This is a genomic window from Nitratireductor lacus (assembly GCF_056431025.1).
This window is the reverse complement of sequence record NZ_JBWKMB010000022.1, coordinates 21,183-35,300: the sequence shown is the minus strand read 5'-3', so window position 1 is coordinate 35,300 and position 14,118 is coordinate 21,183. Positions and strand designations below refer to the sequence as shown.

Here is a 14,118-nt window from a genome sequence, read left to right as displayed (position 1 = left end):
TGGGTGTAGAAGCGATGACAGAGAATTCCGAGAACGACTGGAAAGCACAGACCGCGCTTGTTCATGGCGGGGTCACCCGCTCGCATTTTGGCGAAACCTCCGAAGCGATCTATCTGACGCAGGGTTTTGTCTATGATAGCGCGGAAGCGGCGGAAGCCCGCTTCAAGGGCGAGGAACCGGGCTTCGTCTATTCCCGCTATGCCAATCCGACCGTCGACATGTTCGAGCGCCGCATGTGCGCGCTGGAGGGCGCCGAAGAGGCGCGCGCCATGTCTTCCGGCATGGCCGCCGTCACCGCTGCGCTGCTTTGCTCGCTCAGGGCGGGCGATCATGTGGTGGCGGGCCGCGCGCTTTTTGGATCGTGCCGCTGGGTGGTTGAAACGCTGATGCCCCGCTACGGGATCGAGACAACGCTTGTCGACGGCGCGAAGCTTGAAAACTGGAAGGCCGCCGTGCGGCCGAACACAAAGCTCTTCTTCCTTGAAAGCCCCACCAACCCGACTCTTGAAGTGGCCGACATCGCCGGCGTCGCGGCCCTTGCCAACGAGGCTGGCGGGCGTCTCGTGGTCGACAACGTCTTCGCCACCCCCCTTCTGCAAAAGCCGCTTGAGCTCGGCGCGCATGTGGTCGTCTATTCCGCGACCAAGCATATTGACGGTCAGGGCCGGTGTCTTGGCGGTGTTGTTCTTTCGGACAGGGAGTGGATCGACGAGCAACTGCAGGACTTTTTCCGCCATACAGGGCCAAGCCTCTCGCCCTTCAATGCGTGGACTCTGCTCAAGGGGCTGGAAACGCTGCCGCTGCGCGTGCGCCAGCAGACCGAGAGCGCCGGCCGTATCGCCGATCTGCTCGCCGACCACCCCAAGGTCGCCCGCGTCATCTACCCGGGACGCAAGGATCACCCCCAGGCAGATATCATCGCCCGGCAGATGAAGGGCGGTTCGACCCTGATCTGCGCTGAACTGAAAGGCGGCAAGAAGGACGCATTCGCCTTTGAGAATGCCCTCAAAATCTTCCAGATTTCCAACAATCTTGGCGACGCGAAGAGCCTGATTACCCACCCTGCCACGACGACGCACAAGAATCTGTCTGACGAGGCCCGCGCCGAACTGGGCATCGGCGACGGCACGCTGCGCCTTTCGGTGGGGCTTGAGGACGGTGACGATCTTCTCACTGACATCGAACGGGCACTGGACGCGACCTGAAGCGGGTTCAGCCGAACCGTCTGCCCGCCAGAACAATGCGTGACACGGTGGTGTAGGCGGTAAGCACGGCGAACCCGTAGGCAAAAACCGGGAACCAGGACGGTAAGAGACACATGGCCACGAATACGGCCAGTGTCTCGCTCGCTTCGGCAAGCCCCGTGGTGAAGAACAGCGATTTCTCACCGCGCGCATCGCTCTTGAGCCTGCGCTTTTCCGCCATGATCGCATAGGCGAGGAAGCTCGCCCCGTTCACGTAGAACGCCAGCAACAGGACGGCGCCGGCGATTGCGTTGGCACCGGGATCGGCGATGATGAAGCCGAGCGGCACGGCCCCGTAAAAGGCAAAATCCAGAACGATGTCGAGATACCCCCCGAAATCGGTCTTGCCGTGTATCCGGGCAACGGCTCCGTCCAGCCCGTCGCATAAACGGCTGGCCAGGATGAGGGCGAGCCCGGCCCAGTAAGCCTGAAATGCAATGGCGGCAGCGGCGGCCAACCCCAGGACAAGCCCCGCATAGGTGACAGCGTTGGCGCGCACCCCCGCTGCCGCAAGCTGAGCGGCCATGGCCGATAATCCGGGATCGATCTTTCGGTGCGCCCAACCGTCAAGCATGTTTCACCAGCACGTTGTCCTCAATGCCCCATGCTTAACGCCATTCGACCTCTCATGCCGCTCACAATGGCGTCATGAAAGATCATCGAACCTCATACATGAACCGCCATGTCATCTCTGTTATGCTCTTGATCTTTCACGGGAAGGACCCACCCTTCCTGCGTCGGATGCGCGCAAGGCGAGTTTGAACCATGTACAGAGCTGTCACCCAATCGATCGAAGTAAGCGCCGAACCCAGCTACCTGTCCGCGCAGTCGGACCCCGAAAACGGGCATTTCGTCTGGGCTTACCGGATCACGATCACGAACCATTCGCCCGAGACCGTGCAGCTCGTCGCGCGCTACTGGCACATCACCGACGAAACGGGGCGGGTACAGGAGGTGCGCGGAGAGGGCGTCGTGGGGGAACAGCCGGTGCTGCAGCCGGGCGACAGTTACACCTACACATCCGGCTGCCCGCTAACCGCCCCCTCGGGCATCATGGTCGGGCGCTATACGATGCGCGGGCCGCGCGGTGCGTTCTTTGACGTGGACATCCCGGCATTCTCGCTCGATCTGCCGGGTGCCGCCACGCGGATCAACTGAAATCGCCGGGGTCGAACACGTATTCGGTCGAACAGAATTCGCAGGTGACGCGAATGACGCCATCCTCGATGCTGTCAGCCACCTCTTCCGGCGTGAACCCGTCCAGAACAGACCTGATCTTGTCGCGCGAGCACGAACAGTCGTCGCGCACGTCCGCTCCTTCATAAACGCGCACGCCATGCTCATGAAAGAGACGGTAAAGCAGGCGCTCGGCGCCGACCGTGGGGTCAACCAGCTCCGTCATCTCCGCGGTGGCGAGCAGCATGCGCGCTTCCTGCCAGGCGTCGTCTTCGGGATGGGTCGAGCCGTCGTGGTCCTCGTCGCCATCGCCGCCGGGAAGGTCGACGCCGCGCATGCGCTCTGGAGACCCCGGCAGGAACTGCAGAAGTAACCCGCCTGCACGCCAGTGTTCCTGCCCGCTCTCGCCCCCCGGAAGCACCATCTTGGCGACACCGAGACGGACCTCGGTCGGGATCTGCTCGGACTGACGGAAATAGGTGCGTGCCACGTCCTCGAGCGTGGTGCCGTCGAGCTGCACAATGCCCTGATAGCGCTGCATGTCGGAGCCCTGATCAACCGTCAAAGCCAGAACGCCGGCGCCAAGCAGATCCTCGGGAGCGTCCCTGCCTGCAGCGATCGCTTCTTCAAGGCGCGCCTCGTCAAAGCGCGCATAGGCCCGCATGGAACTCGGCGTGGAGAAATCCGCCACCAGCATGTCGACCGGCCCGTCGGAGCGGGTCTGGACGATGAACTTGCCCTCGAATTTGAGCGAGCTTCCCAGAAGCACCGTCAGAACGATGACTTCGGCAAGCAGCCGCGCCACCGGTTCGGGATAGGTGTGGCGGGCAAGGATCTGGTCGAGCATGGGCCCAAGCTGGACCGCGCGACCGCGCACATCCAGCGTATCCACGTCGAACGGAACGACGTGATCGTCGCCGGCAAAACCGAATTCGCCCAACTGCCTCGTTTCGCTCGTCACCGGTTGAGACACCATGCAAGTACCGCTTTCTGTGCGTGCAGACGGTTTTCCGCCTCGTCGAACACCACCGAGTGCGGCCCGTCGATGACCTCGTCCGTCACTTCCTCGCCGCGATGCGCGGGCAGGCAATGCATGAACAGCGCATCGGATTTCGCGTGCTTCATCAGCGCCTCATTCACCTGGAAGGGCTTGAACACGTTGTCGCCACGCGCGCGATGCTCCTGCCCCATCGACACCCAGGTGTCGGTCACAACGCAGTCGGCATCGGCCACCGCTTCCTCGGCCGTTTTCGTGAAAGTCACCCGGCCACCATTGGCGCGCGCCCAGTCGACATATTTTTCCATCGGCTCGCTGCCTGGAGGGACGGCAATGTTAAGCCGAAACTCCATGCGAGCCGAGGCTTCGATCAGCGAGTGCAGCACATTGTTGCCGTCACCCGTCCAGGCAAACAGCCTGTCCCTGACGGGACCGCGATGCTCTTCGAAAGTCAGGATATCGGCCATGATCTGGCAGGGGTGCGTGTCGTCGGTCAGGCCGTTGATCACCGGAACGGTGGCGTTTTCCGCCAGCTCGACAAGACGCTCATGGGCTGTCGTGCGGATCATGATCGCGTCTACATAGCGCGACAGCACCTTTGCCGTATCGGCAATGGTCTCGGAACGGCCGAGCTGCATTTCCGCACCCGTGAGCATGATCGTCTCGCCGCCAAGCTGGCGCATGCCGACATCAAAGGAAACGCGGGTACGGGTCGACGGCTTGTCGAAGATCATCGCCAGCGCCTTGCCCTCGAACGGCTTTTCACGCTCGCCGGCTTTCAGGCGTTCCTTGCGCGCCCGCGCATCGTCGAGCATGAACCGCAGGTCCTGCGGATCAACGGTCGAAAGATCAATGAAATGGCGCAGACCGCTGGCCATGCCCGTCTCCCTGGTTTTCTCAAGCATCGGCTTTTTCAGTCGCCCTCACCGCAGCGGCAGCGTCGTGAATGCGTTTCACTGCCTCGCGGATCTCATCCTCGGTGATGATCAGGGGCGGAAGAAGGCGCAGCACATTGTCGCCGGCCGGCACCACAAGCATCTTCTGGTCGCGCAGCGCTTCCAGAAGGCGCAGGTTCTGCACCCTGCACTTGATGCCCAGCATAAGGCCCTCGCCGCGGACACCTTCAACGATGTCCGGGAACTCGTCCGCAACGGCAGCCAGGCTCTGCTTGAACAGCAGCCCCCTCTGGCTGATGCTCTCCATGAAGCCGTCTTCCAGCACGACATCCAGCACGGCATTGCCCACGGCCATCGCAAGCGGGTTGCCGCCGAAGGTCGTGCCATGGGTGCCCGGGGTCATGCCCTTGGCCGCTTCCGCCGTTGCCAGGCAGGCGCCCAGCGGAAAGCCGCCGCCAATGCCCTTCGCCACCGCCATCAGGTCCGGTGTGATCTCGGCCCATTCATGCGCAAACAGCTTGCCCGTGCGCCCGACGCCGCTCTGAACTTCATCGAGAATGAGCAGCAGACCGTGCCTGTCGCACAATTCCCGCAAACGCCGCAGCGATGCGTTGGGGATCGGGCGAACGCCGCCCTCGCCCTGGATCGGCTCAACCAGGATGGCCGCGGTCTCCGGGCCTATGGTTTTCAGAAGCGCTTCCGTATCGTCGAACGGCACCTGGTCGAAACCCTCGACCTTCGGGCCAAAGCCCTCAAGATACTTGGCCTGTCCGCCGGCTGCGATCGTTGCCAGCGTACGGCCGTGGAACGCCCCCTCAAACGTGATGACGCGGTAGCGTTCCGGGTGCCCGTTGACGTGGTGATAGCGCCGTGCGGTCTTGATGGCGCATTCCAGCGCCTCGGCGCCGGAATTGGTGAAGAACACTTTGTCGGCAAAGCTGTTTTCGACCAGCCGCTCGCCGAGCCGGGCCTGGCCGGGGATCTCGTAAATGTTGGAGACATGCCATAGTTTGCCAGCCTGCTCCGTCAGCGCGGCAACAAGGTGCGGATGGGCATGGCCCAGCGAATTGACCGCGATACCGGCGGCGAAATCCAGATAGCGATCGCCGTCGGCAGTCTCTATCCAGCACCCTTCGCCCCGCTCAAACGCGAGAGGTTGACGAGCATAAGTTCCATAAAGCGCAGATTCACGCATCCACACGGTCTCCGCTGAGCCTGAGATTGGTTTTCGCCCCGCACAGCCACGGGTACGAAAGAATGAAATCAAAATGCCGCCCAAGGGGCGGCACTCGTGAGATTTATCGGTTGTTTCCGCTTGCCTGTCAACGCACGCAGGCACGACAGCTCAGTGACAGCAAAAAGCAGCAAATTGGGGAAAACCCCAAAAACCGAATCAGCTTACGGTAAGGACTCTTGTCACGGAGTCTGCCGATAAGGTAGTTTCAGCCCAAGCAAAAAGACTACATTTTGTGCGGCGGACCACACCTACCATGATCATATGGTGCTCCCTCGGCTTTGGCTGAGCGGGAATGGATTCGGATTCCGCACGCTGGACAGGAGCGTGTCCCGATGAACTGGACTGACGAAAGAGTCGAAACCTTAAAGAAATTGTGGGCGGAAGGCCTGAGCGCGAGCCAGATCGCAGCTCAGCTTGGCGGTGTCAGCCGCAACGCCGTGATCGGCAAGGTCCACCGCCTCAAGCTGTCCAGCCGTGGCCGCGCGACCAGTCCGCGTACCCGCCAGAAAAAGGCGGCGCCATCGACCCAGGGCACGACCACGACGCGCCGCCCCCGCAACGCCCGGCCGACCACGGTCAGTGTTGGCGCGACGGCCCTTCAGGCACAGTTCGATGAAGAGCCGGTGGCGCGGACCTACCTTCGCCCAACCGCGGACGTGGTGGTTCCCATCTCGCGCAAGCTTGAACTCGTGCAACTCACGGAAACCACCTGCAAGTGGCCGAATGGCGATCCGCTCTCGGAAGATTTCAGCTTCTGCGGCAATGAAGCCGGTGAAAACGGCCCTTACTGCACCTATCACTCCCGCCTTGCCTACCAGCCAGCATCGGAGCGGCGCAGGAGCCGCTGATACAGCTAAAACTCTCCTCTGGACTACCCGGCTGACGCATCGTCGCAGCCGGGTTTTTCTTTGCCCGAAGGGATCAGCCTGCTCCAGAAAGGGCGGAACACCACCATTGCCACACGGCCTCCTGCACCGAATTTTTCCTCCCGCGCGGGCGCACAAGGCGGAATTGCCCATAAGAGATGACCGGGCCATCCAGCCGCTGCAGAACGCCTGTGGCGAGCTCTCGCCCGAGCAGGCTGAGGTTTGCAAGGAGGGCGCCCTGACCGCCCATCGCCGCCTGCACGGCGTGGCCCTCATCCGAAAACCACACGATGCGACCGGCGTTTAAGCGCCCGAGACCAGCCGACCGCCACCAGCGCTCCCAATCGGGTGCTTCAGGGTGCGGTGAAGCCCATTCGAACGCCAGAAGAGGCGTATCCTGCAGCGATTGCGGATCAAGCGAGGGAGCCGCCACAGGCGCAAACCGACCCGGCGCAAGATCGAAGCTTTCGAGGTTCGGATCAATATCTCGCTGGAACCGAACGGCAAGATCGGCATCCCCGCTCGACAGGTCGACCACATCATCGGAGGCGAGGATGCGACAGCCCAATTCCGGAAACGCCGCGCGAAACGCACGCACCTGCGGTCCAATCCAGAACGTCGAGACGGCCATGGTCGCCGCGACAACAAGAGAGCTCTGCGAGGCATCGCGCCGCACCGTTTCCAGCGCCTCGCCAATGCGCCCGAAGGCCTCATCCAGCACCGGATAAAGGCGCGCGCCCTCCCGGGTCAGCGATATGCGCCGGACATGGCGTTCGAATAGGGCGACGCCCAGTTGCTCCTCCAGCTTTCTGATCTGATGGCTGACCGCCGTTGGCGTCACATTGAGTGAATCGGCCGCTCTCTTGAAACTCGTGAGCCGTGCCACTTCCACAAAAGTGCGCAGCGCCGGCAACGGCATCCAGGTCAAGATACGTCTCCGCTATAGATGAATAGAACTCATTTATATGATGAGAAATCGCCTTTTGTCACAGGCCAACGCGGAGTTCATAGCTGCTCCATAACCTGACTGGAGAACAGCCATGCAACTCAAGCAAATTGTCACCGATCCCGATCCCTATGCCCCCTACCTGCTTTCTCAGGGGATTCAGGCGGGCAATCTCGTCTTTGTCTCGGGACAGGCCGGTTACGGCGATGACGGCAAGATCGTCGAAGGTGACTTTCTCACGCAGGGCCGGCGCGCTTTCAAAAACCTGGAACGGGCGCTCAGAAGCGGTGGGCTGAGGCTAAGCGACATCGCCAAGGTGACCATCTTCGTGACCGACATGCAGAAATTCGACGATGTCGTCACCCTGCGCCGGGAGTTCTTCTCCGCGCCCTACCCCGCAGACAGCATTGTCGAGGTCAAGGCACTCTACACGCCCCAGGCGATGATCGAGATTGAGGCGATTGCTGTCGCCAATGCATGACGCAACGCTCCGGCCTGCGCGCAGAGCGTGGGCCGGAGCGCAGCAGCACCGGGTTTTAAAGAAGCGCCTACGCGTCCGGCTCCGCAACCACGCTGTGGCTCTGGTCTTCCTTCGGACGCTCGAGCGGCAACTGACGTCCGGTTACGATGTGGTGCACCGTCTCGGCAATGTTGGTCGCGTGATCGCCGATGCGTTCGATGTTCTTGGCGCAGAACAGTAGATGCGTACAGGCCGTGATATTGCGCGGATCTTCCATCATATAGGTCAGGAGTTCCCGGAACAGCGACGTGTACATCGCGTCGATTTCCTCGTCCCGGTCGCGCACGAAACCGATCCGCTCCACCGAACGGGATGCATAGACGTCCAGCACTTCCTTGAGCTGGGTAAGCGCCAGGCTGGCCAGCGCTTCCAGCCCACGAAAGAGACGGACGGGCTGCTTGCCTTCGGTGACGGCGACGACACGCTTGGCAATGTTCTTGCCGAGGTCACCGATGCGCTCCAGGTCCGAGGAGATGCGGATCGCGCCGACGATTTCCCGAAGGTCATCGGCCACCGGCTGGCGCTTGCCGATGATGATGACGGCCCGTTCGCCGATCTCGCGTTCCTTCGCGTCAAGAAAAGCGTCGTCTTCCACCACTTTGCGGGCAAGCCCGGAATCCGATTGCACAAGTGCTGCAACGGCCTCCGCGACCATGCGCTCAGCATATCCCCCCATCGCCGCGATCTGGTCCGACAGGTAATTCAACTCATCGTCGAAGGACCGCATGGTGTGCTGGTTTTGCATGGTTTCATTCCTCCTCGGCCGATCCGGCGTCGCTATATCCCGCACTTTCTAAGTTATTGTGATGGCGGGAAAATGAAAGTCTGACGGTTGAAGCTGGGCCTGGTTTCAGGCGCTTTCGGCGCCGGTGCCAGATGGTGGGACAGGCGGGAAGTGAACCACAAACGTCGCGCCTTTGCCCGATGCCGATTTGACCGACAATCGCGCATCGTGCCGTGTCAGAATGTGCTTCACGATGGACAATCCAAGACCTGTGCCCTTCTGCGTGCGGCTGGTCTCGACGTCGACCCTGTAAAAACGCTCCGTGATGCGGGGAATATGTTCTTCGGGAATGCCGGGACCGAAATCCTGCACCCTGACCCGCACCTCGTCCATGGGGCTTGCCTGATCCGCCGAGACCAGTATCCGTTCGCCCGAACTGCCATATTTGCAGGCATTTTCGAGCAGGTTTTCGAACACCTGAACCAGTTCATCGGAATGCCCGGCCACAAGCAGCGGCGCATCGCCAAGTTCCGAAACGATTTCGACCCCGTTTTCCCGGGCGATATGCCGCATGGATTCAATCACCCCCTTGACCAGCGCCACCACATCAAGCTGGGCGTTCGGCTTCTGATAGGGCTTCATCTCCAGCCGCGAAAGCGAAAGCAGATCATCGATCAGGCGTGCCATGCGCTGCGTCTGGTTCTGCATGATCTGCAGAAAGTTCTCCCGTGCCTTTGGATCATCGCGCGCGGGGCCGCGCAGCGTCTCGATGAAGCCCGCGACGGAGGCAAGCGGCGTGCGCAACTCATGGCTCGCATTGGCGATGAAATCTGCCCGCATCCGATCGATCCGGCGCGCCTCGCTCTGATCCTTGAACATCAGCACGTAGAGACCAGTGTCGTTTCCGATGCGGCTCGCCACCACACGGTAGGCACGCTCCACCGGGACACGCTCCGAATAATTGATCGCCGTCGATTCCTCCGCGCCTGAAATGACACGGCTGACCAGCTCGTGCATTTCGGGAGCGCGGAATTTCAGGCGCAGCGAAACGCTCTTGGTCATCGGCCCAAAAGCAAGGTCCGCAGCCTCGTTGGAATAAAGAATGCTTCCGGCGCCATCGAAAATGTAAAGCGGATCAAGCACGGCCGCCGCCAGATAAACTGCCGGCAGCGAGTCGATGTCGCCACGCACGACACGGGGGCGCTCGCTCTGCTCGGTGGTATTTTTCCGGTTCGCCAAAGCCTGAAGCGCCTGCTTCAGGGGCGCAGCGCTCTTTGCAATGTACCGCAGCATCCGTCTTCGCGGCGTCTGCCGCTCTTCATCACTCATACCGCCAACCAACTCCCACCAACCACCTTCATCGCCGCGGTCGCCAGAGAGCCCTTCATCGAGCTCGTTTCATGAAGACCTGTTGCCGCTTCTTCTTCGCCGCTGGACCTTGTATCAAGCTGCAAATAGCATGGACACTCCCACGGTTCAGGATCGATTTTATGAATAAGCCTCTGGATAACCCCGCATTTGAAAAGATCGAGCCCTTCAAGCTGACACTATCAGGCAAGAAGCGGGTGTTCGATATTGATGACCCGGATCTGCCCGACTGGATCAAGGACAGGGAACTGACTGCGGGCGGCTATCCCTACGAGGAAAAGCTCGACAAGGACGATTACGAGGAGCAGCTGGAGGCGCTGCAGGTTGAGCTCGTCAAGCTTCAGTCCTGGATGCAGGCAAGCGGCGCGCGCGTCATGGCGCTCTTCGAGGGCCGCGATGCTGCTGGCAAAGGCGGAACGATCTCGCGTATCCGCGCCTATCTCAATCCACGCAATGCGCGAAATGTTGCCCTGCCAAAACCAAGCGAGACCGAGCGCGGCCAATGGTATTTTCAACGCTATGTCGCGCATTTTCCGACCAGCGGGGAATTGGTCACCTTCGACCGCTCCTGGTACAATCGGGGCGGCGTGGAACCCGTGATGGGCTTCTGTACACCCGCCCAGCACGAGCAATTCCTGGATGAAACACCCGATTTCGAACGCGCGATCGTCAATGACGGGATTCATTTCTTCAAGTTCTGGCTGAACATCGGTCAGGAAACGCAGCTCGGGCGGTTTCACGACCGCCGGCACAGCCGGCTTAAATACTGGAAATTCTCGCCAATGGATGTGGCCGGCATCAAGAAGTGGGACGACTATACCCACTTCCGCGACCTTATGCTCGAGCGGACACACAGCGCCCATGCACCGTGGACAGTGGTGCGCGCCAACGACAAGCGGCGGGCAAGGCTCGCCGTTATTCGGCGAATGCTCCTGTCGATCTCCTATGATCACCGCGATCTCGGGGCCATCGGCCAGGAGGATCAGCTGGTCATCGGTTCAGGTCCCGGTTTTTTGGAGTGAGGCGCACCCGGTTGCGGCGTTTGTGCGGCGTCTTCTCCCAGTGATGGGGGTTCCAGTAGAGCTGCCAGACGCAGCGCCAGGCAGCGATGGACATCAGGCACCAGTAAGCCGGCGTCCAGAGGATGCATTTCCAGAAGCCCGGCTTCTCGGTCTTCTGGAGTGCGGACCAGCCCAACAGCAGAAAGGCGACGTGACCGAGCACGACATTCAAAACATCGACCAGAAGCAGGATGCTCTCGGTGGGGCGGAACACGCCGCCTAGATACCAATGGATGCCAATTCCCAGCGCGGTCGCCCAGAAGACACTGTAGGCGAGCGCTGAAAAGACCATGCCCGCAAACAGGACCTGCATGACGATGAAGGACAGAAGCCCGATTTCACGGGCGGTCGCGGCCGGATCCCGCATGTGAACCAGCCAGGTCTGCACCCATCCCTTGAACCAACGCGTGCGTTGCGGCACCCAGGTGCGAATGTCGGTGGGGGCATCTTCCTGTGTTGGATTGCAGATCACGTCCGCCCGGTACCCATAGCGATGAAGACGCGCCCCCAGATCGGCGTCTTCCGTCACGTTGTAGGGATCCCACCCCCCCACCGCCTCGAGCGCGGACCGGCGAAAATGATTGGACGTACCGCCCAGAGGCAACAGGAGGCCGCGGCGCGCGAGCCAGGGCAGAACCGCTCGAAAGAGCGCGGCATATTCCAGCGCAAACATCGCCGAAATCCAGCTCTCCCGCCGATTGGAGATGGTCAGGGGAGCCTGCACGCAGGCAAGGCGCTCATCCGCACCGCGAAATGCATGCCAGGCCTCGACCAGTTGAAACGGATGCGGCCTGTCTTCAGCATCGTAGAGCGCGACAAACGCGCCCGACGTCATCGGAAGTGCATAGGACAGTGCCTTCGGCTTTGTGCGCGGCACACCCGGCGGCACCTCAATCACCTCAATGTAGGGGCGTAACTCCTGAGCTCTCAGGGCGGCGAGCGTTTCCTCGTCATCCTGCTCGCAGACCAGTTTGATCTCCAGTTTGGCGCGGGGCCAGACGATCCTGCCAAGCGCGACGAGGAGATCCGGCACAATCTCCGCCTCCTTGTAGAGTGCGATCAGCACCGAGTAGACAGGCATCTCTGCGGGCCGGACCGTCGTCATCCGCGGCTCTGTCGAGACCCGCCCGCCCAACCGGACCATGACTCTCAGCAGAACGCAGGCGAGGAATGCCACCGAAAACAGCACATGCAGTGCGAGCAGGGTCGCCGAAGGCGCAAACAGCGCTGCAAAGGCGAACGATACGGTTGCAGCACCCAGCACCGCCCCCTGCCAGGCATTGGCGACAATGCGCGCCGACATCTCCGGTGCGATTGTAAACAACCTCTCCGTCGCGATGCGCATGAGCGCCTTTTGCGAGCGGACGGAGATCGCGTCACGCAGAACGGTCGGCTGTACCACGCGTATGCGGGTCGACGCTCTCGGGTATCGCTCTACGAACGATCTCAAAGCAGGGATATTCAGCCTGTCTGGCGCGATCAGAACGATCGACTGACCACGCTCATCGACGATCAGGCTCACCCTAGCACCGCCACGCCGTGCCAGCGCAGCCAGACCCTGCCGCTCACGCATGACCAGAGCGTCTGGATCCGGGTGGGCAACAAAGGCAAGTCCCATGTGCTTTGCAAGGGCAAGAAACAATGCCCGTTCCGACACCAGGCCGGAAGACAGAAGCTCCGTCTGGAAACAGACCCCCGCGAGCCTTGCCCGCGCATTCACGCGGTGGGCCTCTTCTTCGTCGATCGACAGAGATCTCAGGATCGGCAGCCAGTCCCCCATCGGCGAAGGAGACACGGCGACCGGCAATCCATCGGCTTCATTCAGTTTGTCGCGATTGCTTCCCGCATCCCAACTCCCGGCGAGATGATCCATCATCGATCATCCCTGTCAAGTTAACAGCCTGAACCCCAAATCTGTTTTCTTGAAAAAAAGAGATCCTCTGAAATAAGATCCTGAAAAATCCCAGATATCACAAGACCGCAATCTGCGCGTAAACTGGAAGTTACACATCATGATTCCCCGTCCCCCGCAATATTTCAACTATAGCATCACAATCTCTCAGCTTCCGCAACTTTCGTGTGATCTGGAATGAAAATGTCCTTCTTCCTGTAAGACCGCTTCATTCAAAGACGCCGCACCGGATGGCTTCAGCAACGGCGTGAACGCGATTTGACGCTCCCAGCTTTGTTTTTGCATTGAGGAGATGTTTCTCTGCCGTATGCTCGGATATGCCGAGTATCTGCGAAACCTCCCATTCCGATTTTCCCAATGCCGCCCATTGCAGGCATTCCTTCTCCCGTGGTGTAAGGCGCGGTTCTCCACCCTGCCGGTAAAGTGTGTGGCCCGGGCCGAGTTTCCGCTTCGCCTGCTCCAGATGAGCGCTCACCTCCTTTTCCGACAAAGCAAGCTTTTCGGCGATTTCCGGGACAGAGCGCCCGCGCGTGGAGAGTTGCAAGCACTCCTTTTCAAGAGCTTCAAGTTGGCCGAACCGGTCATCTCCGCGCAGGCTCAGCGCATGGCCGAGCGCGTATGAGGAGACAAATGACACGATATTTAGGTCATTTGGGGAGAGTTCGACCCGCTCACCGGCGAACGACATGACGATCTGGCATCCCTCAAGCGTTGTGAACGACATGGCTATACCGTCCACGAGCCTGAACTCCCGCGCTTCGCTCAACAGTTTTGATGCTTTGCAGGATTCCTGTTGCGCTTTCAGAATATCGCGCCACAGAATGGCACTTCCGCTCTGGCGGGCATGGTTTACGATGGGATCATGAAAGATGTAGTTGCACGAAACATATCGATCGATCCACTCTGCCGGCCAACTGCTCAGAACCAGATGCCCGACCTGATCGCCGGGTGTACTGCCTTTTGCCGGAAGTGTGCCTGCACACACGGCATGAAGACCGTAGTGCTCCGTGAACGAAACCAGTGTATTACAGATAGCCAAAGGGCTTCGGGCCTTTTGAATCTGCTGAATAATCGCCCGCGTCTTTCCAAAATCGAACATATGTATTCATCCCCGCCGACATTCTATGCCGCCGCGCAAAATCTATGCGCGTATCCATCACTATACCTCGCC

At 60.6% G+C, this 14,118-nt stretch carries 14 protein-coding genes; 5 read left to right on the top strand and 9 right to left on the bottom strand.

The features are described 5' to 3' along the window. The first annotated feature begins 14 nt into the window (after positions 1 to 14). Complete coding sequence (locus AC07E3_RS17420; protein ID WP_478363622.1) at positions 15 to 1,205, top strand: O-succinylhomoserine sulfhydrylase; 1,191 nt, start codon at positions 15 to 17, stop codon at positions 1,203 to 1,205. A 7-nt stretch (positions 1,206 to 1,212) separates the two neighbouring features. Here AC07E3_RS17420 and AC07E3_RS17415 read toward each other — a convergent pair whose 3' ends face one another. After that, complete coding sequence (locus AC07E3_RS17415) at positions 1,213 to 1,818, bottom strand: CDP-alcohol phosphatidyltransferase family protein (protein ID WP_223004697.1); 606 nt, start codon at positions 1,816 to 1,818, stop codon at positions 1,213 to 1,215. Between the two features lie 191 nt (positions 1,819 to 2,009). Here AC07E3_RS17415 and apaG point away from each other — a divergent pair, with 191 nt between their 5' ends. Beyond that, on the top strand, positions 2,010 to 2,402 hold the full coding sequence (gene apaG, locus AC07E3_RS17410; RefSeq protein ID WP_007007647.1) for a Co2+/Mg2+ efflux protein ApaG: 393 nt from the start codon (positions 2,010 to 2,012) through the stop codon (positions 2,400 to 2,402). On the opposite strand, the gene AC07E3_RS17405 is transcribed toward apaG, so the two are convergent. Genes AC07E3_RS17405 through AC07E3_RS17395 form a run of 3 tightly spaced genes read right to left on the bottom strand, consistent with a single transcriptional unit; the run spans position 2,395 to position 5,508 of the window. After that, the gene (locus AC07E3_RS17405) at positions 2,395 to 3,396 is read right to left on the bottom strand and encodes an Hsp33 family molecular chaperone (protein ID WP_478363619.1); all 1,002 of its coding nucleotides are present in this window, start codon (positions 3,394 to 3,396) and stop codon (positions 2,395 to 2,397) included. The genes apaG and AC07E3_RS17405 overlap by 8 nt on opposite strands. Then, positions 3,378 to 4,295, bottom strand: a complete 918-nt coding sequence (argF, locus tag AC07E3_RS17400) for an ornithine carbamoyltransferase (RefSeq protein WP_025029930.1) — start codon at positions 4,293 to 4,295, stop codon at positions 3,378 to 3,380. The genes AC07E3_RS17405 and argF overlap by 19 nt, the downstream gene beginning before the upstream one ends. Before the next feature lie 19 nt (positions 4,296 to 4,314). Further along, positions 4,315 to 5,508, bottom strand: coding sequence for an acetylornithine transaminase (locus AC07E3_RS17395; protein ID WP_478363617.1), 1,194 nt, complete (start codon positions 5,506 to 5,508; stop codon positions 4,315 to 4,317). Between the two features lie 374 nt (positions 5,509 to 5,882). On the opposite strand from AC07E3_RS17395, the gene AC07E3_RS17390 reads away from it, so the two are divergent. Next, positions 5,883 to 6,398, top strand: coding sequence for a GcrA family cell cycle regulator (locus AC07E3_RS17390; protein ID WP_478363615.1), 516 nt, complete (start codon positions 5,883 to 5,885; stop codon positions 6,396 to 6,398). Between the two features lie 73 nt (positions 6,399 to 6,471). Here the strand turns inward: AC07E3_RS17390 and AC07E3_RS17385 are convergent, their stop codons facing one another. Continuing rightward, positions 6,472 to 7,335 carry a LysR family transcriptional regulator gene (locus AC07E3_RS17385; protein WP_478363666.1) on the bottom strand — a complete coding sequence of 288 codons (864 nt, stop codon included), beginning with the start codon at positions 7,333 to 7,335 and terminating at the stop codon, positions 6,472 to 6,474. A gap of 121 nt (positions 7,336 to 7,456) precedes the next feature. Between AC07E3_RS17385 and AC07E3_RS17380 the strand changes: the two genes are divergently transcribed. Further along, positions 7,457 to 7,843 carry a RidA family protein gene (locus tag AC07E3_RS17380; RefSeq protein ID WP_336071993.1) on the top strand — a complete coding sequence of 129 codons (387 nt, stop codon included), beginning with the start codon at positions 7,457 to 7,459 and terminating at the stop codon, positions 7,841 to 7,843. Between the two features lie 67 nt (positions 7,844 to 7,910). Here the strand turns inward: AC07E3_RS17380 and phoU are convergent, their stop codons facing one another. Both phoU and AC07E3_RS17370 read right to left on the bottom strand, forming a co-directional pair. Further along, the gene (gene phoU, locus AC07E3_RS17375) at positions 7,911 to 8,627 is read right to left on the bottom strand and encodes a phosphate signaling complex protein PhoU (protein ID WP_065817205.1); all 717 of its coding nucleotides are present in this window, start codon (positions 8,625 to 8,627) and stop codon (positions 7,911 to 7,913) included. Between the two features lie 105 nt (positions 8,628 to 8,732). After that, on the bottom strand, positions 8,733 to 9,935 hold the full coding sequence (locus tag AC07E3_RS17370) for a sensor histidine kinase (protein ID WP_336071990.1): 1,203 nt from the start codon (positions 9,933 to 9,935) through the stop codon (positions 8,733 to 8,735). A 161-nt stretch (positions 9,936 to 10,096) separates the two neighbouring features. Between AC07E3_RS17370 and ppk2 the strand changes: the two genes are divergently transcribed. Beyond that, positions 10,097 to 10,996, top strand: a complete 900-nt coding sequence (gene ppk2, locus AC07E3_RS17365; protein ID WP_478363611.1) for a polyphosphate kinase 2 — start codon at positions 10,097 to 10,099, stop codon at positions 10,994 to 10,996. On the opposite strand, the gene AC07E3_RS17360 is transcribed toward ppk2, so the two are convergent. Then, positions 10,965 to 12,911 (bottom strand): glycosyltransferase, encoded by a 1,947-nt coding sequence (locus AC07E3_RS17360; RefSeq protein ID WP_336071986.1) that lies wholly within the window; start codon positions 12,909 to 12,911, stop codon positions 10,965 to 10,967. The two genes, ppk2 and AC07E3_RS17360, sit on opposite strands and share 32 nt — an antisense overlap. A 244-nt stretch (positions 12,912 to 13,155) precedes the next feature. Beyond that, positions 13,156 to 14,046: a helix-turn-helix transcriptional regulator gene (locus AC07E3_RS17355; protein ID WP_336071984.1), complete on the bottom strand. Its 891-nt coding sequence runs from the start codon at positions 14,044 to 14,046 to the stop codon at positions 13,156 to 13,158. Positions 14,047 to 14,118: the final 72 nt, after the last annotated feature.